General features: G+C 41.7%; 24 protein-coding genes. 20 read left to right on the top strand and 4 right to left on the bottom strand.

What is annotated here, in order from left to right; all coding sequences use genetic code 11:
• Nucleotides 1–33: 33 nt before the first annotated feature.
• The 5 genes from ezrA (at nt 34) to mbcS (ending at nt 6,734) form a co-directional block, all read left to right on the top strand.
• On the top strand, nt 34–1,725 hold the full coding sequence (gene ezrA / locus CSV72_RS05490; RefSeq protein ID WP_099661244.1) for a septation ring formation regulator EzrA: 1,692 nt from the start codon (nt 34–36) through the stop codon (nt 1,723–1,725).
• A gap of 74 nt (nt 1,726–1,799) precedes the next feature.
• The gene (locus tag CSV72_RS05485) at nt 1,800–2,933 is read left to right on the top strand and encodes a cysteine desulfurase family protein (RefSeq protein ID WP_099677475.1); all 1,134 of its coding nucleotides are present in this window, start codon (nt 1,800–1,802) and stop codon (nt 2,931–2,933) included.
• Complete coding sequence (thiI, locus tag CSV72_RS05480) at nt 2,930–4,132, top strand: tRNA uracil 4-sulfurtransferase ThiI (protein WP_099677474.1); 1,203 nt, start codon at nt 2,930–2,932, stop codon at nt 4,130–4,132. Before CSV72_RS05485 ends, thiI begins: the two co-directional genes overlap by 4 nt.
• Nucleotides 4,133–4,208: 76 nt before the next feature.
• A complete protein-coding gene (locus CSV72_RS05475; protein ID WP_085426568.1) occupies nt 4,209–4,412 on the top strand; it encodes an alpha/beta-type small acid-soluble spore protein in 204 nt (67 codons plus the stop codon).
• 744 nt (nt 4,413–5,156) lie between these two features.
• The gene (mbcS, locus tag CSV72_RS05470; protein ID WP_099677473.1) at nt 5,157–6,734 is read left to right on the top strand and encodes an acyl-CoA synthetase MbcS; all 1,578 of its coding nucleotides are present in this window, start codon (nt 5,157–5,159) and stop codon (nt 6,732–6,734) included.
• A gap of 75 nt (nt 6,735–6,809) precedes the next feature.
• Here mbcS and CSV72_RS05465 read toward each other — a convergent pair whose 3' ends face one another.
• Nucleotides 6,810–7,610, bottom strand: a complete 801-nt coding sequence (locus CSV72_RS05465; RefSeq protein WP_099677472.1) for an NAD kinase — start codon at nt 7,608–7,610, stop codon at nt 6,810–6,812.
• Between the two features lie 105 nt (nt 7,611–7,715).
• On the opposite strand from CSV72_RS05465, the gene sppA reads away from it, so the two are divergent.
• The 5 genes from sppA (at nt 7,716) to CSV72_RS05440 (ending at nt 12,156) form a co-directional block, all read left to right on the top strand.
• Nucleotides 7,716–8,720, top strand: a complete 1,005-nt coding sequence (gene sppA / locus CSV72_RS05460) for a signal peptide peptidase SppA (protein ID WP_099677471.1) — start codon at nt 7,716–7,718, stop codon at nt 8,718–8,720.
• 17 nt (nt 8,721–8,737) lie between these two features.
• Entirely contained in the window at nt 8,738–9,283 is a 546-nt protein-coding gene (locus CSV72_RS05455; protein ID WP_233190364.1) for an RDD family protein, read from the top strand.
• A gap of 28 nt (nt 9,284–9,311) precedes the next feature.
• A complete protein-coding gene (gene tpx / locus CSV72_RS05450; protein WP_099632802.1) occupies nt 9,312–9,815 on the top strand; it encodes a thiol peroxidase in 504 nt (167 codons plus the stop codon).
• Between the two features lie 51 nt (nt 9,816–9,866).
• Nucleotides 9,867–10,781, top strand: a complete 915-nt coding sequence (locus CSV72_RS05445; RefSeq protein WP_099677508.1) for a class I SAM-dependent methyltransferase — start codon at nt 9,867–9,869, stop codon at nt 10,779–10,781.
• Nucleotides 10,782–10,929: 148 nt separating this feature from the next.
• Nucleotides 10,930–12,156, top strand: coding sequence for an acetate kinase (locus tag CSV72_RS05440; RefSeq protein WP_099677470.1), 1,227 nt, complete (start codon nt 10,930–10,932; stop codon nt 12,154–12,156).
• A 178-nt stretch (nt 12,157–12,334) separates the two neighbouring features.
• Here the strand turns inward: CSV72_RS05440 and CSV72_RS05435 are convergent, their stop codons facing one another.
• Nucleotides 12,335–12,790 carry a universal stress protein gene (locus tag CSV72_RS05435; protein ID WP_099632805.1) on the bottom strand — a complete coding sequence of 152 codons (456 nt, stop codon included), beginning with the start codon at nt 12,788–12,790 and terminating at the stop codon, nt 12,335–12,337.
• A gap of 243 nt (nt 12,791–13,033) precedes the next feature.
• Here CSV72_RS05435 and ald point away from each other — a divergent pair, with 243 nt between their 5' ends.
• On the top strand, nt 13,034–14,155 hold the full coding sequence (ald, locus tag CSV72_RS05430) for an alanine dehydrogenase (protein WP_099677469.1): 1,122 nt from the start codon (nt 13,034–13,036) through the stop codon (nt 14,153–14,155).
• 92 nt (nt 14,156–14,247) lie between these two features.
• Here ald and CSV72_RS05425 read toward each other — a convergent pair whose 3' ends face one another.
• Nucleotides 14,248–15,345 carry a M24 family metallopeptidase gene (locus CSV72_RS05425; protein WP_099677468.1) on the bottom strand — a complete coding sequence of 366 codons (1,098 nt, stop codon included), beginning with the start codon at nt 15,343–15,345 and terminating at the stop codon, nt 14,248–14,250.
• Nucleotides 15,346–15,451: 106 nt separating this feature from the next.
• Between CSV72_RS05425 and CSV72_RS05420 the strand changes: the two genes are divergently transcribed.
• Both CSV72_RS05420 and CSV72_RS05415 read left to right on the top strand, forming a co-directional pair.
• Nucleotides 15,452–16,129, top strand: coding sequence for a metal-dependent hydrolase (locus CSV72_RS05420; protein ID WP_099677467.1), 678 nt, complete (start codon nt 15,452–15,454; stop codon nt 16,127–16,129).
• 126 nt (nt 16,130–16,255) lie between these two features.
• On the top strand, nt 16,256–17,563 hold the full coding sequence (locus tag CSV72_RS05415; protein WP_099677466.1) for a DRTGG domain-containing protein: 1,308 nt from the start codon (nt 16,256–16,258) through the stop codon (nt 17,561–17,563).
• An 11-nt stretch (nt 17,564–17,574) separates the two neighbouring features.
• Here CSV72_RS05415 and CSV72_RS05410 read toward each other — a convergent pair whose 3' ends face one another.
• The gene (locus CSV72_RS05410) at nt 17,575–17,904 is read right to left on the bottom strand and encodes a YtpI family protein (protein ID WP_099632810.1); all 330 of its coding nucleotides are present in this window, start codon (nt 17,902–17,904) and stop codon (nt 17,575–17,577) included.
• 119 nt (nt 17,905–18,023) lie between these two features.
• Between CSV72_RS05410 and CSV72_RS05405 the strand changes: the two genes are divergently transcribed.
• From CSV72_RS05405 to pfkA, 7 genes are all read left to right on the top strand, one after another.
• Entirely contained in the window at nt 18,024–18,965 is a 942-nt protein-coding gene (locus tag CSV72_RS05405; protein WP_099677465.1) for a DHH family phosphoesterase, read from the top strand.
• 19 nt (nt 18,966–18,984) lie between these two features.
• Nucleotides 18,985–22,053, top strand: a complete 3,069-nt coding sequence (locus tag CSV72_RS05400) for a DNA polymerase III subunit alpha (RefSeq protein ID WP_099677464.1) — start codon at nt 18,985–18,987, stop codon at nt 22,051–22,053.
• Between the two features lie 3 nt (nt 22,054–22,056).
• On the top strand, nt 22,057–22,179 hold the full coding sequence (locus CSV72_RS17125; protein ID WP_255407583.1) for a hypothetical protein: 123 nt from the start codon (nt 22,057–22,059) through the stop codon (nt 22,177–22,179).
• Between the two features lie 110 nt (nt 22,180–22,289).
• The gene (locus tag CSV72_RS05395; RefSeq protein ID WP_099677463.1) at nt 22,290–22,952 is read left to right on the top strand and encodes a FadR/GntR family transcriptional regulator; all 663 of its coding nucleotides are present in this window, start codon (nt 22,290–22,292) and stop codon (nt 22,950–22,952) included.
• Entirely contained in the window at nt 22,949–23,821 is an 873-nt protein-coding gene (accD, locus tag CSV72_RS05390) for an acetyl-CoA carboxylase, carboxyltransferase subunit beta (protein WP_099677462.1), read from the top strand. Before CSV72_RS05395 ends, accD begins: the two co-directional genes overlap by 4 nt.
• Nucleotides 23,818–24,771, top strand: coding sequence for an acetyl-CoA carboxylase carboxyltransferase subunit alpha (locus CSV72_RS05385; RefSeq protein ID WP_099677461.1), 954 nt, complete (start codon nt 23,818–23,820; stop codon nt 24,769–24,771). Before accD ends, CSV72_RS05385 begins: the two co-directional genes overlap by 4 nt.
• Nucleotides 24,772–24,834: 63 nt before the next feature.
• On the top strand, nt 24,835–25,794 hold the full coding sequence (gene pfkA / locus CSV72_RS05380) for a 6-phosphofructokinase (RefSeq protein WP_099677460.1): 960 nt from the start codon (nt 24,835–24,837) through the stop codon (nt 25,792–25,794).
• The last annotated feature ends 15 nt before the right edge of the window (nt 25,795–25,809 follow it).

Raw genomic sequence — 25,809 nt, 5'->3', positions numbered from 1 at the left:
GCGCGAAGTGTGGGATAGGGGGATCATAGTGAGATGATATACGTCATCATTCCATTAGTTATCATCATTGTTTTAACAGTGATGGCATTTCTGTCTAGGCGAAAGCATATACAAGAAATCAGTGAAATGGAACAAGAAAAATTACAAATTCAAAACGAGCCAATATTCGAAGAAATGACGAAAGTAAAGCAGTTGAACATGACCGGCGAAACAGAAGAAATGTTCGAGAGATGGCGCAATAATTGGACAGAAGTAGTAGATGATCGCCTTCATAATGTAGATATGCTTTTACTGGATGCTGAAGGACAAGTGGATCGTTTCCGCTTTAAGAAAGCAACGGAAACAGAAAAACAAATCCGCGAAATCTTGAACGAATGTGAAAAAGAAATGCGAACGATCTTGCAGGAACTAAACGAACTGATTGGCAGTGAAGAAAGAAATCGGTTCGAAATAGAAACGGTAAAAGAACACCACCGTGCCGCGCGCAAAAAGATCTTAGCTCATCAGTACGCATTTGGACCAGCAGTAGAGCCTTTAGAAAAAGAGTGGGAATCTTTCAATCCTAGATTTGAAGAATACGACGCTCTTATCGAAAATGGTAACTACTTACAAGCGCGTGAAATTGTCATTGTACTAGGTGCAAAAGAAGAACGCTTTTCGTTTTTACTTGATGAGATTCCTGCATTACTTAATGAGCTGCAAACGAAAATCCCAGCGGCTTTACGAGAATTACGTAAAGGAATTATCGAAATGGAAGGTCAAGAGTATTACTTAGGACACTTGAAAATGCCTTCACGTTTCGACAAAATCGAACAGCAAATTGCGGATCTTCGACAGTTATTAGCACGTTTGGATGTGGAAGAAGTAGCAGCGGAAGTGAATGAAATTCATGATGAAATCGAATCGTTCTACGACGTATTGGAAGAGGAAGTTAGTTCCCGTCATTACGTAGATGAGCATTTGGATCAAATGTTGGATCTGTTTGAAGAACTTCAATATGCGATTCCAGATACGATCGAAGAAGTGAAATTTGTTCAACAAAGTTACCGTCTTGATGAAAATGAAGTCGTTATTCCACAAATGGCATTGCAAAAGTTGAATGCATTGGCGAAACGAATTGAAATATTTATCGAACGTCAAGATGCAAAAAACTTGGCTTACTCAGCTCAACAAATTGAGTTGCAAGAGCTAGTGGAAGAATTGGATTCAATTTCTGAAGCACATGCTAAGTTCAGTAACCGTATCAAAAATCTTCGCATTGACGAAAATCTGGTACGCTCCCGTATTGTGACACTTGCACAACAACTTCAAATTGCGGATCGTAATTTACACCGTGCCAATATCCCGGGAATTCCCGATGATATGGAAGTACAGCTTGAAGAAGCGGACGAACAAATATTCATTGTGAAACAAAGTTTGGAAGAAGTGCCACTTAATATGGCATTGGTTGAATCCTATGTTCAAAAAGCAGATACAGTGGTTACAGATGTTTGTGCGAAAGCTGCAGACATGATTGAAAACGCATTGCTTGTAGAACGAATCATCCAATACGGTAACCGTTACCGTGCGTCTCATCCGGAAGTTCACACTAAATTGTTGAAAGCTGAAGAGTCCTTCATGCAATGTCGCTACTTGAGAGCATTGGAAGAAGCAGGTACTGCGGTTGAAGAAGTGGAACCAGGAGCTTTGAAAAAAATTCAAGGCATGATTCAAGTGAAAGTATAACTATATTCCGACAAAGCCACCGGTTTTCCGGTGGCTTTGTTTCGCTCATTCATATAGAAAGGAGAGGATTACATATGTATTTTGATCATAGCGCCACAACTAAGCCGGATGAAAGAGTTCTTCGCACCTTTATGGATGCATCTACGTCGTATTTTGCCAATCCTGCATCGCTTCATGCGGAAGGAAAACGTTCAGAGAAGTTATTAGAACGTGCGCGCGCTCAACTGCTTGCAACGATCGGACTAGGCTTGACAGAGGGAATTTTCACTTCAGGTGGGACAGAATCCAATAATCTTGCCATACTAGGTTATGTGTACGCCAATCAGCATAAAGGTCGTCATTTAATCACAACGAGCATTGAACATCCTTCTGTATTGAATGTTTTTCAAGAATTGGAAAAGCAGAACTTCACTGTGGATTATTTAGCGGTAGATGAAGAAGGAAGAATTTCATTGAACGAACTGCAAGCGAAGTTGCAAAAAGATACGATCTTAGTTAGTATCATGCATGTTAACAATGAAATAGGGGCAATTCAGCCGATTGAGGAATGTGCGAAAATTATCCATTCTTCTTCACGCGCCATGTTCCATTCTGATTGTGTGCAGAGCTTTGGGAAATTTCCGCTTACTGATTTCACGGAGGGACCTGATCTTGTTTCATTATCCGCTCATAAAATTTATGGAATTAAAAATAGTGGGTTTTTAGCTTATCGTAATAATATTCGACTGCAACCAATGGTCTTTGGAGGCGGGCAAGAACATAAATTGCGCAGTGGAACCGTATCGGTGCCGCATGCGGCAGCACTTGCGAAAGCCGCTCGTTTACTCGTCGAAGAAGTGGATATACAGCAGTTCCAACAATGGCGGAATGATCTGGTCGAGTTCTTCTCGGAAATAGATGAATGTAAAGTATTGGCGCCAAACGCAAGTGCCCCGTATATACTATCCGTCGCATTTGCACATATTACAGGGGAAATTGCGATTAACTTCCTACAACAACAAGGATTGATCGTCTCGACTTCCAGTGCGTGTTCGTCAAAGAATTCGGATGTAAGCCATGTGATTGAAGCGATTCATGTACCTCGAGAGTTCGAAAAAGGTGTTATCAGAATTAGCTTAGGTAAAAGTCAAACAATAGAAGAAATCGAACAATTGAAAGTAGCGGTTCGACAATTAGTCGAACTGATTAGAAAAGGAGTGGGGAAATGAACTGGAATACCATTTTAATTCGATATGGTGAAATGTCGCTTAAAGGGAAAAATAAGAGTAAATTTATCCGTAAACTGAAAGCGAATATAAAGGCAGCTTTGTCTGACTTAGGAACAGTTACGATGCGTGCAGAACGTGACCGGATGTTCATTTATACAGAAAAACCTGAAGAACTGGATCGTGCAGTGGAAATATTGCCGTCGATTTTTGGCATTCAATCATTCAGTCCGATTGTAATTTGTGAACCTACATTAGAAGAGATTAAAGAAACTTCATTAAAAGTTCTTGGTAAAACGGAGACTGCTGGCAAGACGTTTAAAGTAGATGTCAAGCGTGCAGACAAACGTTTCCCGCTCAATACAGGAGAATTGCAACAAGAATTAGGCGGTCACGTATTGAGAGTGTTGCCTGATTTAATCGTTCAAATGAAGAAGCCCGAAATTTTATTATATGTAGAGATCCAGCACGAAGCAGCTTATATCTCTTCACACACCTATAAAGGTGCAGGTGGCATGCCAGTTGGCTCTAATGGCCACTCGTTGCTGTTGTTATCAGGAGGAATAGACAGTCCAGTCGCAGGCTATATGATGATGAAACGCGGCGTGTCTTTTGATGCCATTCACTTTGCTAGTCCACCGTTCACAAGCGATTTGGCGATAGAGAAAGTAGAAGACATCGTCAGACAGCTTACAAAATTCGGGGCAGTCATTCGTTTGCACGTCATTCCGTTTACCGAATTGCAGCAAACGATTGTGAAACAAGTTCCAAGTAATTTGTCCATGACGACTACGAGAAGAATGATGATGAAAGTTGCCGAACAAGTACGAAAAGACACGAATACTCTTGGTTTGATCACAGGTGACAGCCTTGGACAAGTAGCGAGTCAGACACTCGAGAGTTTAACGGCTATTAATGAAGTGACGAATACACCGATCTTGCGTCCGCTCATCGCAATGGACAAATTAGAAATCATTGAGATCGCTCAAAAAATTGGTACATACGATATTTCCATACGTCCATACGACGATTGCTGTACCGTATTCACACCACCGAGCAATAAAACGAAGCCGCAAGTCGAAAAAGTCGCGTACTACGAAAGCTTCCAGGAGTTTGACGACATGGTAGCAGAAGTCGCTAGTCAACGGGTTACGACGATCCCGAGCAAACAAACAGAAGAAGATTTCGAAGACTTGTTGTAAGAAAAAATTACCTATCACCTTCCTTGCATGATATTTTGAAAAATGACCATTCTAATGTCACAAGGAGGTGAACAACATGCCAAACAACAACAACTCGAACCAATTGTTAGTTCCCGGAGTACAACAAGCTCTTAACCAGATGAAGGAAGAAATTGCTTCTGAATTTGGAGTACAACTTGGACCAGACTCAACATCGCGTGCCAACGGATCCGTCGGCGGAGAAATTACAAAGCGATTAGTGCGTCAGGCTCAGTCACAAATGAACGGTTATACTAAGTAAATCGTAAGACACGGGATGCCTCGGAAGCCACAGCGCTTCTTGGGGCATCTTTTTTTGAATGAATTTTAGGTTTAAGGTGTGAGTTCAAGTGCTCAAAGGAATAGGGTAGGTAAGGCAATGGTAAGTGGGATGGGATTGAAGCTCCAGCTGGGGACGCTTTCCGGAGGGCGTGGCTTGAGTCTCCTCGTCCGCTTCGCTTCCTGCGGGGTCTCAAGGCTCACGCTGATCCTCTCGGAGTCGCCCCAGCTTCCGCTTCCATCCTACTTCAAAAGTGGTTAGATATTGATCGCTTATTGGCGTTAGTATGTGATCGGTTGTTGTGTTTTAAACTTTTTTGTTACAAGTTCAAGTAACCACAATCCTAACTTCAATGCACAATGATAAGTATTTCCTTTTTACATTGCAGTGATTTGTGCGTAGAAGGGGCGACTCCCGCGGGAAAAGCATGAGCCTTGAGACCCCGGAATGATGCCTTAATTTCTGCACAGTACACAGAAATACGGCAAAGGGAACCCTTCGCTGTTCACTTGGCTCAAGGCATGCCCGCAGGAAAGCGTCCCCTCCGAAGCATAAATTCCCTTACGTTTTCCCGTTCAGCCTATCCTTTTCCTTCATTCCTTCACCATGTTAAAAGAACTCATACTATACCTTTCCAAACAGTATAATGGAAAAAAGTATATAATGTTTTGAAATTTCGCCATTCTATTTGTATACTTGTAGTATTACATAAAAGGGGGAATGGAAATGAACCGAGAAGAACTACTTGCGCCAGCTCGTTACAATATTGTTTCGGAATTCGAAAAGTATGCAACGGGTGATGGTAGAAAAGCATTAATTTATGTAGATTCGCAAAACCAAGAACACGAAGTAACATACGACGAACTCATCCTAGCCGCTAACCGTACAGCGAACGTGCTGACATCGACTGGCTTGAAAAAAGGGGATGTAGTGTTAGTCATGGTACCGCGTATGATTGAAGCGTATGTGACATATATTGCTGCACTAAAGGCAGGACTTGTTGTGATCCCTAGTTCTGAAATGCTTCGTTCCTCCGAAATTGAATATCGAATTGAGCACAGTAACGCAAAAGCAATTATTGCATTTGACGCGTTCACCGATCAACTGGAGCATGTAGAAAATCTAGATAAAGTGACAGTTTATATTATCGGAGATGCAAAAGAAGGGGAAGTATCCCTAACTGAGCAAGAAAAAAATGCATCGTCCGAGTTTACAGCTTGTGATACCGCTAGTGATGATATGGCGTTTCTATCGTATACGTCTGGAACGACAGGCAAACCTAAAGGTGTAGTGCATACACATGGTTGGGGATACGCGCACTTGCGAACCACTGCACCGAACTGGTTAGGTATTGAAGAACATGATATTGTGTGGGCTACAGCGGCACCAGGCTGGCAGAAGTGGATTTGGACACCATTCTTATCTGTTCTAGGAAGCGGTGCGACAGGTTTCGTCTACAGTGGTAAATTCAACGTAGACAAATATTTACAATTCGTGGACAACTACAAAGTTAATGTTCTATGTTGTACGCCGACTGAATACAGATTCATCGCAAAAGCTGAGAAATTGGACGAGTTTTCATTAGCCTCTCTGAAAAGTGCCGTCTCAGCAGGAGAGCCATTAAATCGTGGAATCATTGATATTTTTGAAAAACAGTTCTCGCTTTCTGTTCGTGATGGATATGGACAAACAGAGAATACGCTACTTGTCGGTACGATGATTGGGATGGAGCCGCGTCCTGGATCAATGGGTAAACCTACACCGGGAAATATCGTCGATGTCATTACTGATGAAGGTAAACCGGCAGGCGTGGGCGTAGTAGGCGATATTGCCGTTCATAAATCAACACCAGCGCTATTCCATGAGTATTTAAATGATCCTGAACGCACGAAGATGCAATTTAGAGGGGATTATTATATTACGGGTGACCGTGCTAAAAAAGATGAGGAAGGCTATTTCTGGTTTGAGGGCCGAGGCGATGATATCATTGTGAGCTCGGGTTATACGATTGGACCTTTCGAAGTGGAAGATGCGTTGATCAAGCACCCTGCAGTTCGTGAGTGCGCGGTAGTAGCAAGCCCTGATCCTGAACGCGGAAATGTCGTCAAGGCGTTTGTTGTCTTGCGTGATAATGCGACAGAATCAACTGAAAAACTTGTAAAAGAGTTGCAAAATCATGTCAAAGAACTGACGGCACCTTATAAATATCCACGTAAGATTGAGTTTATAGAAGAGTTACCAAAAACCTCTTCAGGAAAAATTATGCGTGTTGAATTGCGCAAAAAAGAACAAAATCAAAATTAACGTTGTCGTAAGGCTATAAAAAGGACTGTCAGGAGTCGTTTTGTACCGACATTTGACAGTCCTTTTCATTTTACTTTAGAAGAACGTACGTTGGACTTTCTCGAAGAATGAGTTATCTAGAAGTTTAGCGGTACGAATGACTTTATTGCTGAGTCGCGCTTCTACTTTTTCTACTTGTTTAATACCGAGTGCTTCGTTATCTGCTGCAATGGAAGGGAATTCATTGCCTTCTTGTTGGATATTGAGCGTCAACGTTCGTTCATTGCTTAGGATGAACGACGTGCCGAGTGTGCGGTAGCGGTTATTATTAACTGACGCGAGCTCTGTCACTTGGAAAGAGGGAAGTCGCGGATCAATTACGGCGCCCTTAACGGATTTATTATACGCCGTACTGCCTGTTGGTGTGGAGATGATCATGCCGTCGCCAAGAAACGTTTCGAACAATAAATCATCGATGTAAATATCCATGACAAATGTGCGGATGATCGTGGAACGTATGCTGAATTCATTCAGGCAGAAGAATGCGTTCTGCTGATTGATCGTTACTTCGAGAAGTGGATAATGACGTTCTTCAATTGTAGTTTGCTGTAAAGTTTCTGTTAGGCGACTGATATCATCGTATTTGAAATCACAATATACACCGTGTGCTCCTTTTACAGATGTTCCAAGATATAGAACGTCCTGACGGAAATCCGTTTTACGAACCGCTTGAAGGAATGTGCCGTCACTGCCGATACTAATGACCACGGTCGCTTCGGTATGATCTTCTGTTAATTTGAAGCCTTCGTTTTTAAGGCGTTGGGCAATAAAATGTTTTTTATGTACGGTGTCTTCATCCAAACGGCTGAAGAGAAAAATAGTATGTAGGGAATTCATTTGAATCATCTCCTTATTCAGTTAATAGAATAAGTGTAGCATGAATGAAACATTTGGACGATGAGGAACGTATAGGTAGATGTGGACAAAGGAGGAACTTTAATTATGAATGCAAAAAGATGGATTGCCGTAGCGGTAACCGCCACATTAATTATTGTGTCGGTAGGTATTAACGCGATGTCATGGGTTTTCACGAGAGATTGGAACAGTTTCGTTAATGAAATCAATTTAATGGAGACTCAAGTGCAAGAAACAGTAGTAGAAGAAGGAAGTGTCAATGAGCGAATTGCGGTATTGACGGTAGATGGCGTCATACAAGATGTTGGGGAAGCTACAATTTTTAGTGGAGCAGAGTACAACCACAAGCAGTTCTTGACACAGTTGAATGAATTATCAAATGACGATACGGTGAAAGGAATTGTCCTTTCTGTCAACTCACCAGGTGGCGGTGTATTGGAGTCATCTGATATTTATGATGCAATTACAGAAATTCAGGAATCGAAAGAAATACCGGTCTACGTAGCGATGGGTGGTATGGCGGCTTCAGGAGGCTATTATATTTCAGCTCCTGCAGATAAAATTTATGTTCATCCTGAAACATTGACTGGTTCGATTGGTGTCATCATGCAATCGATTAACTACGGAAAATTGGCTGAAAAATACGGTGTGGAATTCCCGACGATCAAGTCTGGACCATATAAAGACATGATGAGCCCGACACGTGACATGAAACCTGAAGAACGTGCAATGCTACAGGAAATGATTGATGATTCGTATAAACGCTTCGTTGATATTATTGTAGAGGGTCGCGGTATGTCTGAAGCAGCTGTCCGTAAAGTAGCGGATGGACGTGTCATGAATGGTCGTCAAGCGATTGAAGCGGGACTTGCGGATGATTATGGTAAGCTTCCAAGTGTTATTTCTGCAATGAAAGAAGATTATCACTTAGAAAAAGCAGAAGTATTCGAATATGGAATGCCTACTAATTTTAAAGCGATTCTGTCCATGAAAGCGCATGATGTATTCAATGGAGATGTCGAATCACAAATTATGAAAAAATTACTGACTGAAAATACAGCACCACGCATGATGTATTTATACGGTGAATAACAAGGAGGGAAACGATAATGACGAATGAACTGCTAGATACGCAACCAACCGTGCGACTTGAACAGACGCTCGTGCCAAAGTATGCAGGCTTCTGGATCAGACTGTGGGCATTTTTAATCGACATGCTGATTCTTTCGGCTGTTAGCGGCATCTTTGTCAAGCCGGTGTTCCGTGTGCTCGATATTGCGATCACCAAGCCCTCTGCCTTTTTATTCAGCCCGTATAAAGTGACAGCACTTGTCTTGTTATTGTTGTATTTTATCTTGATGACGAAAATAGCGGGGCAAACTATAGGGAAAATGATTATGGGAATTCGTGTGATGAAAACAAACGGCGAGAAGTTAAGCTTTAGCTCCGTTATCTTTAGGGAAGGTTTCGGCCGTTTCATTTCACAAATGCTATGGATTCCGTATTTGCTAGTGTTATTCTTACCACAAAAGAAAGCACTTCATGATGTTTTCGCCGACACGGTTGTGGTTCATGAACGAACATTTGAGAGGAAAGAAGTACAGAAAATCATTCACCCTGAACACCATCAGTTGCATGATGACCCTACAGTTTAGTACACTAGCTTAAAAGGAGTGGTTAGTTATGGTACAAGTTACATTCAAAGATAATCCGATTCATCTATTAGGTTCAGAGGTGAAAGTGGGAGATCAGGCACCAAGCTTCACAGTGCTTGCGAATGATTTGAATCCTGTTACACTTGACGATTCAAAAGGTAAAGTACGTTTGATTAGTGTTGTGCCTTCTGTTGATACAGGTGTATGTTCCATCCAGACTAAGCGTTTCAACGACGAAGCAACTTCACTCGGTGAGGATGTGGAAGTCATGACGATTTCTTGCGACCTTCCGTTTGCACAAGGGCGTTGGAAAGAAAATGAGAACGTAGAGAATTTACACTTATATTCCGATCACCGTGATCTTTCATTCGGTAAAGCATTTGGTACGGCGATTGAGGAATTACGATTATTGACTCGTTCTATCTTCGTTGTCGATCGTGATGACAAAGTCACATATGTTGAATATGTGAGTGAAGCGACAGACCACCCAGATTATGATGCAGCAATCAAAGCAGTAAAAGAATTGAATTAATTAAAAAACCCACCTGAACAAGAGGTGGGTTTCTTCTTGGAGGAATTTCAAATGAACAATATGGAAAAAGTTTTTACGTATTACGACAATCATGCGGCGGCTACTGAAGGATTGTATTTGGATGCGGTGTTGGAAGCTAGTGAAAAGTGGCTCGATCAACCGTCAGCCGTAGACTTACAAGATCCAGAGAAAGAGGAAATTCGTAAAGGAATTCAACTAGCCTTATTAAAAGGATTGAAGCAGTCCACACAAGCTCATCACCAAATGACTCCTGATACAATTGGCTTTTTGATGGGCTATTTAGTCAATAAATTACTAGACTCAACCCAGCCTGTCACGTTATTGGATCCCGCAGCAGGAACAGGGAATTTGTTGTTTACAGTATTGAATCAATACAAAGGTTCTGCTTCTGCCAGTGCAGTTGAAATCGATGATGTGTTGATCCAAATTGCTGTGGCGACAGCCAATTTATTGGAGTTGCCGGTATCATTTTATTTACAAGACGCGCTTCGTCCGTTACCTATTGATGTAGTCGATGCGGTAGTGAGTGACTTACCTGTAGGCTATTATCCTGACGATGAAGTCGCTTTGGATTATGAACTAATGGCACCTGAAGGCCATGCTTTCTCTCATTATTTATATATTGAGCAATCTATGCGCTACGTGAAGCCGGGTGGTTATGGATTATTCATTGTTCCTTCGAAGTTGTTGACTGCTGAAGGGGCAGAACCCATTTTGAATTTTGTCAAAGAACATAAATTATTAAGAGGCTTGCTTGAATTGCCTTCTTCATTATTTGCGGATCAGCGTTTCGCGAAAAGTATTTTATTATTACAACAACCGCCAAATGAAAACTTTGTCTTGCCGGACGTATTGTTAGCGAAAATACCTGAGCTTGGCAATACAACCGCTATGCAAAAGTTCTTCGATAAACTAAGTGCATGGATGGATGAAGAAGAGGAGTGACGAAAAGTCACTTCTCTTCTTTTTTAATTCGCGAATATATTAGCAGAAAGATAGTACAGATCCATGAATTCAATTGCTTTTAAAATAGTTAGATACTATAATAAATTCAAACGTTCTACGACGTAATTATTTTAAGGGGTGGGTATTTATGCCGAAGATTTTGTCGATAAATGCGGGCAGTTCTTCTTTGAAGTTTCAATTGATTGAAATGAGGAACGAAGAAGAAATTACTAAGGGGTTATTCGAACGAATTGGTTTAGAAAAATCGGTTTTCACAATGGCAACTGCCGAAAAGAAAATCGAGAAAGTAGTAGACGTTACAGATCACTCGATGGCAGTTGAGATGCTTTTGGAGCATTTACTCAGCGAGGGAGTCGTTTCATCCTATGATGAGATTGACGGAATCGGTCACCGTGTTGTTCATGGGGGAGAACTTTATAGTGATTCGGTATTAATTACAGATGAAGTGGTCGAGAGACTTGAAGAAATTTCAAGCTTCGCACCTTTGCATAATCCAGCAAACATTGTAGGAATTAAAGCTTTTGAGAAAGCGCTACCAAATACACCTTCAGTTGCAATCTTTGATACAGCATTTCACCAGACGATGCCTGAAAAAGCATTTTTGTATGCGTTACCATATGAATACTATGAAAAATACGGGATTCGTAAATACGGTTTCCATGGGACGAGCCATAAATACGTAACGGAGCGTGCTGCAAAAATCTTGAATAGACCACTTGAAGATACACGTCTAATCTCTTGTCACTTAGGAAACGGCGCGAGTATTGCAGCTGTTAAAGGTGGTAAGTCAGTAGACACGTCTATGGGCTTCACTCCGTTAGCAGGAGTAATTATGGGCACACGGTCAGGTAATATTGATCCGGCTCTTATTCCGTATATGATGGAGCGTACGAATGAGTCAGCTGAAGAAGTAGTCAACACGTTAAATAAAAAATCAGGACTACTTGGAATTAGTGGATTTTCAAGTGACTTGCGCGATATTACGGAAGCTGCAGAACAAGGCAACCACCGTGCGCAATTGGCTCTGGACGTCTTCACAGATCGTATCCACCAACACATCGGGCAATACGCAGCTGGAATGGGTGGAGTGGATGCAATTATCTTCACAGCAGGGATTGGCGAGAATAGTGCAATCGTTCGTGAAAAAGTAATGAACGGATTGGAATTCATGGGTGTCTACTTCGACCCAAGCCTTAACAACATCCGCGGAGAAGAAGCGTATATCAGCTTCCCGCATTCACCAGTCAAAGTACTGATCATCCCAACAAACGAAGAAATCATGCTAGCGCGCGACACTGTGCGCATCGCGGAAATTCCAGTACCAGTAGAAGCAGAGAAAGTAGCAGTTGAATAAATCACACAAAATCCCGACCGTCAGAATCCTGACAGTCGGGATTTTTTAAAAGATCGTAAAAGCATTACTTGGAACGTTGATCAACGGCGCCCACCGCTAACTCTTGATAGGCAAGAACAAAAAAAGACTGCCACGAGAAATCGAATGAACGACTCCTTGGACAGTCTGTAGTTACTCATTAGCCTTGTAGATGTTCCGGTGTACGTACAACTAGTACATCACACTTCGCAGAACGCACGATATTCTCGGAAACACTTCCGATTAAGAAACGTTCTACACGGTTTAGACCTGTAGCACCACAGATAATTAAATCTGCATTAAGTTTCTTAGCGATATCGCGTGGGATTAACGTCTTAGGAGAACCGTATTCTACGTGGATCTCAACATTTGCAACGCCCGCTGCGACAGCTTCATTACGATAATCAGTTAACAACTCTTCAGCGTATTTCTGCGCACGCTCAGCGATTGAACGATCATACGCTTCAACTGCTGCATAAGAACGTGTATCAATAATATTGATCAAGTGAAGAGTTGCGTCATTACGATCTGCAATGGCGATCGCTTTCTTGAAAGCCCATTTCGCCTCATCTGAACCATCCACGGCTACGATGATGTCTTTGTAAGTAAGTGCCATAATTACCACTCCATCCTTAAAATTAAATTCTTTCTACACTATTCTTATTCTACGTTGTTTATGATAGTCCTTCTTTTTTTGTCGAAATGTTTTATCAAAATTTAGAAAATGAAGTTTGTATGGAATAACGTTGAAAAAAAGAGGTAAATCTAGCTATTTTCTGATAAGATTAAATAGTCATGAATCGACAATGAGATAATGAAAAATGAATGAAAAGAAATTACCATTCTAGGAGGATTTTGCATGCGTATTGGTGTTCCAAAAGAGATTAAAAATAATGAGAACCGAGTGGCAATAGCCCCTTCAAGTGTACTAACTCTACTAAACGCTGGTCATGAAGTATTAATTGAAAAAGGTGCTGGAATCGGTTCGAGTTTCCAGGATGAAGAGTATCAAGAAGCAGGCGCGACAATCGTAGATTCTGCCGCTGAAGTATGGGAAGCGGATATGGTACTGAAAGTTAAAGAACCTGCAGAGTCAGAATATCAGTATTTCCGTGAAGGATTAATTCTATTTGCATATCTTCATTTAGCACCAGAGTTAAAGTTAACACAAGAATTGCTTAATAAAAAAGTAACAGCAATAGCTTATGAAACAGTTCAACTTCCTGGCGGTGGCCTACCTCTACTAGCACCAATGAGTGAAGTAGCGGGCCGTATGGCAACGCAAATCGGCGCACAGTACTTGGAAAAGACGAAAGGCGGCAAAGGGATTTTGCTTGCTGGAGTACCAGGTGTATCACGCGGGAAAATCACCATCATTGGTGGCGGACAAGCAGGTACAAATGCTGCACGTGTGGCAATCGGAATCGGTGCACACGTAACGATCTTGGATCTATCGGTTGAGCGTGTACGTCAGCTTGATGAGATTTTCGGAGAGCATATTCAAACATTAGTATCCAATCCGTTTAACATCGCTAAAGCAGTAAAAGATGCAGATTTGGTAATCGGTTGCGTTCTGATTCCAGGTGCAAAGGCGCCGACTCTCGTAACAGAAGAAATGGTAAAGTCTATGGGCCCTGGCTCTGTAGTTATTGATATTGCTATTGATCAAGGTGGGATTTTCGAGACATCGGACCGCGTTACAACACACGATGACCCAACATATACGAAACACGGTGTTATTCACTACGCAGTAGCGAACATGCCAGGTGCAGTTCCACAAACATCTACCATGGCACTGACAAACGTGACGATCCCTTACGCTCTTCAAATCGCTAATAAAGGCGTCAAAAAAGCATGTACAGATAACGAAGCACTACGTAAAGGAATTAACACACTAGCTGGAAAAATAACATACAAAGCAGTAGCAGAAGCGCAAGAGTTGGATCACGTAAACATTGAAGAAGTACTAGAAACAATCTAAACTAAACAAGACCACTACATAAAGTAGCGGTCTAGGACTGAAGACAAACCCCTGAATTGGAGTTTGTCTTCAGTTTTTTCTCTTCATGCTTATTATTCACCGACGATTTTCAAATCTTTAGGGAACTTCGTTAACACTTCGACACCATCTTTGGTTACATACAGATCATCCTCAATCCGCACACCCGTGATAGCTGGATCATATATACCTGGCTCAATTGTGAATACCATACCTTCTTGAAGTGGCATATCATTCGTGCCTGTTAAGGAAGGGAACTCATGAACAGAAATACCAAGACCATGGCCAATACGGTGCGGGAACAACTTTCCGTATCCTGCTTCTTCAATGATGGACCGTGCCGCATGATCAACTTCCCGAGCTAATGTGCCAGGACGTACTACATCAATAGCTGCTTGTTGTGCTTTCTTGACCGTCTCATAAATTTTACGCTTTTCTTCTGTAGGCTCGCCAAAGGCAATCGTACGCGTGATGTCAGAGCAGTAACCTTTATACACAACACCTAGATCAAATAAGATGAAATCACCTTTTTCAATTCTTTTATCTCCTGGAATACCATGAGGTGAAGCGGTTTTTGTACCGGAAACGATAATGGTATCGAATGACATCTTTTCTGCACCTTTTTGTTTCACAGCTTGTTCAACAGCTTGAACTATTTCTAGTTCGGTTTTTCCTTCTGCGATTTCATTGCAACCTACTTCAATTGCATAATCTGCTAATTCAGCTGCTTTACGTAAATGCTGAAGCTCCACATCATTTTTGATCAGACGATTATTTGCCAGTTCATCATCCAACTTTGCGAATTGTAGGGCAGGGAAACGCTCTTGCAGTATTTCGAATCGATCAACAGTTAGATGTTCTTTTTCGATTGCGAGCAATGAACATGTAGAAATCCGTTCCGTTATGGCTTGATCTAAAAATTCAAACGCATTATCTGTATCCTTATAACCGATAGCATCATACTGCCAACCGATTGCTTTTACATCGGCCACTTCCATAGCTGGACAAATAATAAATGGGTCCGCTTCTTTGAAAACGACTACAGCTAGTAACCGCTCGTGGGGATCGCTTCGGAAATCAGTCAGATAAAATATGTTATCTGGATTCGTTATGAGTGCTGCATCAATATTATGTTTCTCTAAGAAATCTTGTACTTTTTGAATGTTCGTCAAATTATCTCCTCCTCCGTTTTGGTTAGTATAACAAATAAGAGGGTTTTAAGCTGTTTTGCAGAAGGTATAGAGAGAGTAGGTAATTTAAAAGAGGAGTGTGATCGTTGTGAAAATCTCATACCATGGTCATTCGATCGTAAAAATTGAGACGAAAGAAAAAACAATTTTAATCGATCCTTTCATTACAGGTAATAAATTAACAGATCTACAAGCGGAAGATGAAAAACCGGACGTGATTTTACTAACGCACGGACATAATGACCATGTAGGCGATACGATGGATATTGCTAAAAGGGAAGACATACTTGTTGTAGCACCGAATGAATTAGCCGTATACCTTGGATTCCAAGGATTGAAAACACATGGAATGAACATTGGTGGAGCAAAAGAGTTTGATTTTGGTACCGTGAAATATACACAGGCATTCCATAGTTCTTCCTATACAACGGAAGATAATGAGATTATATATACAGGTATGCCCGCGGGTTTACTATTGACGATAGAAGATAAAGTAATCTATCATGCAGGGGATACTTCGCTGTTTAGTGATATGAAACTGTATGGGGAAGATGGAATTGATGTGGCGTTCTTACCGATTGGTGATAATTTCACGATGGGTCCTAAAGATGCCGCAAAAGCAGTCGAGTTGCTGAAACCGAAGCTAACTGTTCCGGTTCATTTCAATACTTTCCCACCAATCGAAGTGGATCCTGAAGACTTCAAGTCACTCGTAACGGATTATGAAGTGAGAATAATGGAATCAGGAGAATCAATCGAACTGTAAAATGTGAAATGAAAAATTACGGTCTAAGGCGCATTGTTAGTGTCTTAGACCGTTTTTTTTATGGTTTTATGGTATGATTATCAAAAAGCCGAAACCTTAAACTAGGTCGAAGAAAAAGGTGAAATCATGTCAACTAAACACGAGCAGATTTTGCGTTATATCGAAAGCTTGGCCGTGGGAGAAAAGATCTCTGTCCGCCAAGTTGCGAAAGTATTGGAAGTCAGTGATGGAACCGCTTACCGAGCGATAAAAGAAGCGGAAAATCAAAAACTGGTGAATACTATTGAACGTGTAGGTACAATCCGAATTGAGAAAAAGAAAAAAGAAAATATTGAACGTCTAACATTTGCAGAAGTCATCAACATTGTGGACGGCGTCGTGCTGGGTGGACGGGATGGATTACATAAAACATTAACGAAATTTGTAGTGGGAGCCATGCAGCTTGAGGATATGATCCGATATATCGATGCAGGCAGTTTATTAATTGTAGGAAATCGTTTGAAAGCGCATGAAATTGCGATTAAAGCGGGGGCAGCTGTACTTGTTACGGGTGGCTTCGATGCGACAGATGAAGTGAAGCAGCTAGCAGACGAAATGAATTTGCCTGTGATTTCAACAAGTTACGATACTTTCACAGTAGCGACTATGCTAAACCGAGCGATTTATGATCAGTTGATTGAAAAAGAGATACTATTGGTTGAGGATATTTTAACGCCACTGGCCAGTACAGTGACATTATCTCCTGAGGATTCAGTCGACCAATTTTACGAAGTCAATCATCAAACATCGCACTCAGCCTACCCTGTAGTGAAATCTGATGGCACATTAGTAGGGATTATTACGTCTCGCGATGTCGTCAGTAAACCCGATGTAGAAACTATTGGGAAAGTTATGACGCCAGGTCCAATTACTGTAAACGGAAAAATGAGTGTGGCATCCGCAGGGCACAGTATGATTTGGGAAGGTATTGATTTAATGCCTGTCGTTAATGATGCTGGAGTCCTCGAAGGGATCATCAGTCGTCAGGATGTCCTAAAAGCATTGCAAATGACGCAACGTCAACCGCAACAAGGAGAAACCATTGACGACATCGTCAAAAACCAAATGAAAGCCATTGCCAATTCACCTGAAAAAATCGAGTTCGCTGTGGTGCCGCAGATGACCAATCAATTTGGTTCATTGTCTTACGGAGCGATGCTGACGATTCTGACAGAAGCAGGCAGTCGTACGATTAAGCTTCAAAAACGTGGCGAAAGTGTGCCTGAAAACGTGACAATCTATTTCATCAAACAAGTGCAACTTGGCGCAACGGTAACAGTAGAGCCAAAGATTATTCACTTGAGTCGCCGATTCATCAAACTGGAAATCGAATTAACGTCAAACGACGGGATTGTAGCGAAAGCTATGGGGACTTTCCAGCTTTTTGAGAAATAAAAAAACTGACGTCAATTGACATCAGCTTTGTTTAGTTCACGTTCTTCAGCTACAAACTGCTTATAATGTTTCTGAGCATTAAAGTTAAATATGGCCACATATCCACCAAATAAAATGAATATAGCTGACACGATATAGGTTAGTACGCCATCAAATATGAGCAATTGATTAATTCCGAAGAAGATCAATAGGGCACCAAGTGCTGTGCCGGCCAAACTTGCATACATCTTTTTACGGATGGGAAACATATGGCTTGTGCGGAATTGTCGTGTTTTGAAAACAAAATAGAATACGCCTGAAGCGACGATACCAAAAACAAAAATAAAATTAACCATTTCCATCAAAAAAGCCTCCATTACATACAAAATAACCTACTACCTAACAGTAGAGGTTCAATATATATTGTAGCGGCTTTTACTGGGAAATGCGAATACTTGTACAGGAACCTGGGGGAATATACATGAAACGACAAATCATTGACACAATTGAGAAATACGAAAAAATCATCATCCATCGTCACGTCCGACCGGATCCAGATGCATATGGATCACAAATGGGGTTGAAAGCACTTATTGAGAAGAACTATCCAAAAAAACAAGTACTTGCAGCAGGAACACATGATGAATTATTAGGCTATTTAGGGGAACCGAATACAGTGACTGAAGCAGATTACGAAGGAGCTCTCGTCATCGTCACCGATACAGCAAACACGGATCGCATTGACGGATCCTTTTACAACAAAGGTTCATTTTTATTAAAAATTGACCATCACCCGAACGAAGATCCATACGGCGATGAGCGATGGGTGAATACAGATGCAAGTTCTTGCTCAGAAATGATCCATACACTGTATGAAGAAGGTCAAGCGTCGTACGGTTGGGAAATGTCTCCGGAAGCGGCACGTTTTTTATTCGCAGGAATTGTGGGAGATACAGGCCGCTTTATGTTCCCGAGCACAACGGAAAAAACATTTGAAGTTGCCAGCTCATTAATCAAGCAACCTTTTGATCGCACGAAATTATTCGCGGGCATGTATGAAGTAGATCGTAAAATCTTGCATTTGCAAGGGTATATCTACCAAAACTTTACGATTGATGAAAATGGTGCAGCGTATATTAAATTAACACAAGACATATTGGAACAGTTCGATGTCACAGTGTCTGAGACATCTCAACTAGTAGGGTCACTAGGAGATGTTAAAGGGATTTGTGCATGGATTATCTTTATTGAAGAGAAAAATCAAATCCGTGTCCGCCTACGTTCGAAAGGTCCAGTCATCAATACGTTAGCGATGCAGTATAATGGTGGCGGTCATCCATTAGCCTCAGGCGCTTCCGCATACTCATGGACAGAAGTAGATGAAATCATCGTCAAACTGCAAGAACTTTGCAGAAACTATTAAGCAGAGCTGAGGGATTGAAATGAACCTGATGTATCCGCAAATCGTAACGGGCGCAGACTTATTGCGTGGAATTGTAAAGTTAGATGAACTGGCTCCTCTTTTGCAAAAAAGAGGGGCTTCTTCTGCTGCGATCGTCAACAGTAAATTATATGGTGTTCGATCATTCAGTAAAATGTTAGTGAAATACGGTATCCGACCCGTAATTGGTTTGTCCGTTATGTTAGAAATCGAAGATCATGAAGTGCTTTTATACATATATGCACAAGATGAAATAGGTTTTTCCAATCTAATGAAAATGAGCAGTGCTATTTCGACACGTGAAGAAGAAAACTTACCGCTCAACTGGCTTCAAGCTTATAGAGAAGGGTGCATCATCATATGTGCCATGACGGATTCTTCATGGGCGAACGCACGTAACCTCCATGTATTACAGTTGCTGATGGAAAAAGTTTCTAGTGTTTCCGCATTTATCGGGATTAGCCGGCCGGGTGGAGGGGCACATACCGACGAAGAGGCAATCATTCAATTGAGTAAAGAAAGTCAATTGTCTATAGCGGCTTGTCAGGAAACACGCTTTCTTCACAAAGAAGACTTTCAAGCGTATGAAGTCGCAACAGCTATTCGTAAAGGCTATAAATTGAATGATTCAAAAAAGCCACCCAATCGTTATCGACAAGCATATTTGCCTGAACAACAAGAACTTTCGGATTGGTTCACGGATTATCCAGAATGGTTACAAACAACGGAAAATATTATGAATTCCTGTGACGTAGCTATCCAGAAAGAAGATTTTTTACTTCCAAAGTTTCCTGTAGTAGATGGCAAAGTGCCTATTGATTTGCTGGAAGAAAATTGCAGGAAGGGATTGCAACTACGCTTTCAGACGTTATCTCCAGAATATGAAGAACGGTTGCGCTATGAATTATCGATTATAGAACAGATGGGCTTTACAGATTACTTCTTAATAGTGGAAGACTATGTGCGTTATGCAAAAGCAGAAGGAATCCTAGTTGGTCCAGGACGAGGGTCTTCAGCAGGCTCTTTAGTCGCGTTTGCACTGGGTATCACAGAAGTAGACCCCATTAAATACGGTTTGTTATTTGAACGCTTCTTGAATCCAGAGCGAGTGACGATGCCGGATATCGATATCGATTTTGCCGACCATCGCAGAACAGAAGTGGTAAATTATGTGGCAGATACATACGGTAAACAATATGTCGCACAGATCATCACATTCGGTACACTTTCAACGAAAGCTGTTGCTCGAAATGTAGCCAGAGTGTTGGATTTCACACCTGAAGAAGTTCGATTCATGTCCAATGAATTGAATAGTGGACAGTCATTTAAGGAAACCATCAGGCAGTCCAAGAAATTACGTGACTGGATTCAAGTAGAGCGACGAAGAGAGATGTGGCAACAAGCTGCTGAACGTTTAGAGGATTTACCGAGAAATGCATCCACTCATGCTGCGGGTGTTGTACTTGCTGCGAAACCGCTTGTTCATTATGTCCCTTTGCAAATTGGATCGGATGAAGTCTTCCTGACGCAGTGGGCGATGAAGGATGTAGAAGAAGTCGGTTTATTGAAGATGGACTTCCTTGGGTTGCGAAACTTAACATTACTCGATAGAATTCGTGCCATGATTCAATACAATAAGAAGCAAGTTATTGACTTCGAACAGATCCCACTCACTGATCAAGCAACCTACAAACTATTTAAAGCAGGAGATACAACAGGGATTTTCCAGTTCGAATCACCAGGCATGCGTCGCGCCCTGCGAACGATACAGCCAGATAACTTTAAAGATATTTACTCAGTCAATGCGTTGTATCGTCCAGGCCCTATGGAGTTTATTCCGCTGTATAGCCGTCGGAAAAACGGACAAGAGCCGACTGTTTATGACATTCCGGAGCTCGAACCTATTCTAGCTGAAACGTACGGCATCATTATCTATCAAGAACAGATTATGAAAATCGCGGTGAATATTGCGGGCTTCACTATGGCGGAAGCCGATCTTCTGAGACGAGCCATTAGTAAGAAGAATCAGCAAGTGCTGGAAGAAGAAAGACAGCACTTTATTGCCGGGGCACGTACAAAAGGATTTGATCAAGTGAAGGCAAACAACGTCTATAACTTGATCGTTAAATTCGCAGATTACGGATTTCCAAAAAGCCATGCTGTGGCGTATTCACTGATTTCGTATCGCTTGGCATTTTTTAAAGCCAATGAACCGACATATTTTTACGCCGCGTTTTTATCTTCTTTAACAGGAAGTAAAGATAAGACGATGGAAGTTATTCGGGAAATGAAAGCAAAAGGTATTCCGATACTACCCCCATCTGTCACGAAAAGCCGCTATTCACATACAGTGGAAGGACATGCAATTCGTCTTGGTCTAGGCGCTATAAAAGGTGTCAATTTCGCCTTCTACCAGCAATTGGCTACTGCCCGTGAAAAGGGGAGTTGGTCTTCTATGTTTGACATGGCTCTCTCACTAGGAGCGGATCATTTTACAGAAAAAGCGATCATCCCGTTAATTAAAGCAGGTGCGCTTGACGATTTTAATGAAAGGCGTTCAGTGCTCCTTGCTTCCATAGATGCCGCTCAATCCCATGCGCTCTTCATAGGGGATGATGCATTAAGCGATCAGTTTCAATTTAATTCGCAACCGAAATATACACCGGGTGGCACCATGGATCAAATGACTATGCTTGGTTTTGAACATGATACATTAGGATTTTATTTGTCTGAGCATCCTGTAGAACAATTGAAGCGGAATGCATACAGTCAAATACCAGCCATTGCGTCTCTATTTTCTTTGCGTCAAGGCACCAAAGTGGACTGTATGGGGATTATTTTGTCAATCAGGCGAATTCGTACTAAAAAAGGTGAGGCTATGGCGTTTCTTACGTTACAGGATGAGACTGAAGAAATTTCCTGTACCGTATTTCCGAAACAATATGCACAGATTAGCGTCCAATTAAAAGAGGAAGCATTTGTTCGAATTTCAGGAAGCATTGATTTCCGAAATCAATCCGTTCAACTCATAGTAGAACAGTTATTGCCGCTTAGTTTTTCAGGAGAATGAAAAATGGTTAAGAAAATACTAGTACAGTCCTCAATGGTCCATCATGACGCAATCTGCGTCACGATGGACCATGCTTCGACTTTTTGGCAAGCGAGCGTTCAGTCAGTGAGAAAAATGACGAAATAAAAACACTTGTATTTTTACGATATTGCTTTACGTAGTGCTGACTTTTTTGTATGCTTGTATGCAGGGTGGTCAGACCACTCTGCTGAAGGTATGAAAAAGGAGTTCTCCTCATGCAAAATTCACAATCATCATCCAAGCGTTTTTTGGATATTATCGGAGAACTACAATCACTGATTAGCGAACAAAAAATCGAATATGGCGATAGGTTACCATCTGAACGTCACCTGGCAGAAAAGCTGCAAGTAAGTAGAACAGCGGTACGCGAGGCGTTACGAAGTATGGAATTGCTAGGTCTCATTGAGACGAGGCGAGGCGAAGGAACATTCCTATCCGATTTCAAAAAACATCAGTTAGTAGAAGTTCTCTCGACGTTTATTATGCAGCAAGCACGGTCCATCCAAGATGTAGTTGAAACAAGGATGATCCATGAGCGAGCAGCGATCACAACGATCACAGAAAATGAAGAACTGCGCATGCTTCCCGTTTGGATTGGTATGCAAAGTAAATTGATAGATGGAGAGTCAGTGTTTTTGCGTGAAGATATGGTGCGCGAAACCATTGTCGCTACTGAAAATCGACTGTCCTTGAAAATTTGGTTTTTATTGAAACAATATAGCGGCGTTTCTTTTGATGTTGCCATTGAGGCTGTTGAGGAAATAGCTATAGTGCATGAACTGCTGGATGAAATGATGGCAGGTAATACGGAAAAAGCCTTAATTTGTTATGAAAAATGGATGAATCAAGTTGAGGGAGAAAGAAGGGAAACGGAATGAGTATTAAAGAATTATTTAAAAAGAAATCAAAAGTTGACCAACATACAATGCCGTCTGCCAAGAGTAAAGCAGATGTGCCAGAAGGAATCATGACGAAATGTCCGGAGTGTAAGCACGTAATTTTGACGAAGGACTTATTGAAAAATGGTAAAGTTTGTCCATCTTGCCAACATCATTATAAAATGACGGCTCAAGAACGAATTGATCACTTATTTGACGACAATAGTTTTGAATCAATGGATGATCATTTGAAAACAGAGAATCCACTTGATTTCCCTTCGTATACAGAAAAAGTAGAAGCGGATGCAAAAGCGACAGGTTTGAATGAAGCGGTTCTGACGGGTGTCGGAAAGATTCAAGGTTCACAAGTCGCTGTTGCGGTCATGGATGCACATTTCCGTATGGGCTCTATGGGTTCGGTTGTTGGCGAAAAAATCACGAGAGCTGTAGAAAAAGCTACTGAATTGGGCATACCTATGATGATCTTTTCAGCAAGTGGTGGTGCCCGTATGCAAGAAGGCGTCATCAGTCTGATGCAAATGGCTAAAGTGAGTGTAGCTCTTGAAAGACATGCTAACAAAGGTTTATTGTATATTTCCATCATGACCTACCCAACCACAGGTGGCGTATCTGCGAGCTTTGCCTCAGTTGGTGATATTAACCTAGCGGAACCAAAAGCTTTGATTGGGTTTGCGGGACGTCGTGTAATTGAACAAACCGTACGTGAAAAACTGCCTGAAGATTTCCAAACAGCAGAGTTTTTATTGAATCACGGGCAATTAGACGCGGTCGTCCATCGCAATGAAATGCCAGAAGTGATGAGTAAAATCTTGAAGCTTCACGCGCAAAAGGGGGCCGTACTTGTATGAGTAAAACACTTGCATTTGAAGAACCGATCGTAAAACTACGTGAAAAAATTAATGAACTAGAAGAGTATACGGCAGTCAATGATGTAGATCTCTCATCTGAAATCGTCAATTTGAAAAATCGTCTAGCTAAGTTGGAAACAGATATCTATGAAAGTATGGAGCCTTGGGATCGTGTACAAGTTGCACGACATCCTGAACGGCCGACGACAATGGATTATATTAATCGGTTGTTCGAGGATTTTATCGAATTTCATGGAGATCGCAACTTTGGAGACGATGAAGCCATCATCGGCGGAATCGCTTCATTTGAAGAAACACCCATTACAATCATAGGACATCAGCGCGGGAAAGACACCAAAGAAAATGTCAAAAGAAACTTTGGTATGCCACATCCTGAAGGATACCGCAAAGCGCTTCGCCTCATGAAGCAAGCGGAAAAATTCAATCGTCCTATTATTTGTTTCATTGATACAAAAGGCGCGTATCCTGGTAAAGCGGCAGAGGAACGTGGCCAGAGCGAGGCAATTGCTCGTAACTTAGTTGAAATGGCTGGTTTGAAAGTTCCTGTAATCTCCATCGTAATAGGAGAGGGAGGTAGTGGAGGTGCGCTCGCTCTAGGTGTAGCCAACCATATCCATATGCTCGAAAACTCCACGTACTCTGTTATTTCTCCTGAAGGAGCAGCGTCTATTTTGTGGAAGGATCCATCACTTGCTAAGCAGGCGGCGGAAGCGATGAAGATCACTGCACCCGATTTGAAAGAAATGAACATTATTGATGAAATCATTCCCGAAGTACTTGGCGGAGCACATCGCGATGCAAACAAACAGTCGCTAGAGATTCGTTGTACACTACGTAGATCATTGCATGCGTTATGCGAATTGACATCAGATGAATTGATTGATAATCGATATACTAAATTCCGGAATATTGGCGTCTTTTCGGAATAAAAGATGCGGGCAACCGCGTCTTTTACTCGTACATACAAGTCATGATTAAAGGATGGGATCGACATGAAAAAAATTGCGGTCTTAACAAGCGGTGGCGACGCGCCAGGAATGAATGCGGCCATTCGTTCCGTAGTCAGGAAAGCCCTTTTTGAAGGAGTAGAAGTTTCGGGTGTGTTTAATGGTTATCAAGGATTGATTGATGGGAGAATCGAGCAATTTCAACTTGGTTCTGTTGGAGATATCATTCAGCGTGGGGGAACAATATTACGATCTGCAAGATGTCCGGAGTTCATGACGGAAGAAGGTCGTGCCAAAGCGATGGAGCAGATCAAGCTTCATGCTATTGAAGGGTTAGTTGTTATTGGTGGAGATGGGTCATTCAAGGGAGCGAATGAGCTAGTTAAATTGGGTGTTCCTTGTGCTTGTGTACCCGCTACAATTGATAACGATATTACCGGGACGGAATTTACGATCGGCTTTGATACGGCATTGAATACAGTAGTCGAAGTCATCGATAAAATCCGGGATACCGCCACATCACATGAACGCTCATTTATTATTGAAGTAATGGGCCGTGATGCAGGTGATCTAGCGTTATGGGCGGGTCTTGGTGGCGGTGCGGAATCAATTATACTGCCTGAGAAGCCATTTGACGTAAACTCTATTGTAGATCGCCTCAAGAGCAGTGCGAGTCGTGGTAAAAAACACAGTATTATCGTACTAGCTGAAGGGATGATGTCTGCTACGCAACTGGCAGACATATTGAAGGAAGAAGCGGGTGTCGAAACCCGTGTGTCCATTTTAGGACATATGCAACGAGGTGGCTCGCCATCTGCACGTGACCGGGTAATTGCCAGTCAATACGGGGCAAGAGCTGTTGAAACATTATTGTCTGGAAAGAAAAGTTCTGCTGTTGGTATGAGAAATCATAAAGTGGTAGACTATAATTTAGAAGAAGTCTTTATTAAACGAGAAAAGTTGGACTTGTCATTATTAGATTTGGCAGAAACATTATCTATCTAATTAGTCAGAGTCGAC

It is taken from the genome of Sporosarcina sp. P20a, assembly GCF_002743175.1.
Classification (GTDB): Bacteria; Bacillota; Bacilli; order Bacillales_A; family Planococcaceae; genus Sporosarcina.
The sequence above is the reverse complement of the archived record's forward strand: the minus strand, read 5'-3'. Positions and strand labels throughout refer to the sequence as shown.

Bases quoted from the DNA above. Each gene is read 5' to 3' on its own strand.
- ezrA (WP_099661244.1), top strand. From the start codon at position 34: ATGATATACGTCATCATTCCATTAGTTATCATCATTGTTTTAACAGTG.
- CSV72_RS05485 (WP_099677475.1), top strand. From the start codon at position 1,800: ATGTATTTTGATCATAGCGCCACAACTAAGCCGGATGAAAGAGTTCTT.
- thiI (WP_099677474.1), top strand. From the start codon at position 2,930: ATGAACTGGAATACCATTTTAATTCGATATGGTGAAATGTCGCTTAAA.
- CSV72_RS05475 (WP_085426568.1), top strand. From the start codon at position 4,209: ATGCCAAACAACAACAACTCGAACCAATTGTTAGTTCCCGGAGTACAA.
- mbcS (WP_099677473.1), top strand. From the start codon at position 5,157: ATGAACCGAGAAGAACTACTTGCGCCAGCTCGTTACAATATTGTTTCG.
- CSV72_RS05465 (WP_099677472.1), bottom strand. From the start codon at position 7,610: ATGAATTCCCTACATACTATTTTTCTCTTCAGCCGTTTGGATGAAGAC.
- sppA (WP_099677471.1), top strand. From the start codon at position 7,716: ATGAATGCAAAAAGATGGATTGCCGTAGCGGTAACCGCCACATTAATT.
- CSV72_RS05455 (WP_233190364.1), top strand. From the start codon at position 8,738: ATGACGAATGAACTGCTAGATACGCAACCAACCGTGCGACTTGAACAG.
- tpx (WP_099632802.1), top strand. From the start codon at position 9,312: ATGGTACAAGTTACATTCAAAGATAATCCGATTCATCTATTAGGTTCA.
- CSV72_RS05445 (WP_099677508.1), top strand. From the start codon at position 9,867: ATGAACAATATGGAAAAAGTTTTTACGTATTACGACAATCATGCGGCG.
- CSV72_RS05440 (WP_099677470.1), top strand. From the start codon at position 10,930: ATGCCGAAGATTTTGTCGATAAATGCGGGCAGTTCTTCTTTGAAGTTT.
- CSV72_RS05435 (WP_099632805.1), bottom strand. From the start codon at position 12,790: ATGGCACTTACTTACAAAGACATCATCGTAGCCGTGGATGGTTCAGAT.
- ald (WP_099677469.1), top strand. From the start codon at position 13,034: ATGCGTATTGGTGTTCCAAAAGAGATTAAAAATAATGAGAACCGAGTG.
- CSV72_RS05415 (WP_099677466.1), top strand. From the start codon at position 16,256: ATGTCAACTAAACACGAGCAGATTTTGCGTTATATCGAAAGCTTGGCC.
- CSV72_RS05410 (WP_099632810.1), bottom strand. From the start codon at position 17,904: ATGGAAATGGTTAATTTTATTTTTGTTTTTGGTATCGTCGCTTCAGGC.
- CSV72_RS05405 (WP_099677465.1), top strand. From the start codon at position 18,024: ATGAAACGACAAATCATTGACACAATTGAGAAATACGAAAAAATCATC.
- CSV72_RS05400 (WP_099677464.1), top strand. From the start codon at position 18,985: ATGAACCTGATGTATCCGCAAATCGTAACGGGCGCAGACTTATTGCGT.
- CSV72_RS17125 (WP_255407583.1), top strand. From the start codon at position 22,057: ATGGTTAAGAAAATACTAGTACAGTCCTCAATGGTCCATCATGACGCA.
- CSV72_RS05395 (WP_099677463.1), top strand. From the start codon at position 22,290: ATGCAAAATTCACAATCATCATCCAAGCGTTTTTTGGATATTATCGGA.
- accD (WP_099677462.1), top strand. From the start codon at position 22,949: ATGAGTATTAAAGAATTATTTAAAAAGAAATCAAAAGTTGACCAACAT.
- CSV72_RS05385 (WP_099677461.1), top strand. From the start codon at position 23,818: ATGAGTAAAACACTTGCATTTGAAGAACCGATCGTAAAACTACGTGAA.
- pfkA (WP_099677460.1), top strand. From the start codon at position 24,835: ATGAAAAAAATTGCGGTCTTAACAAGCGGTGGCGACGCGCCAGGAATG.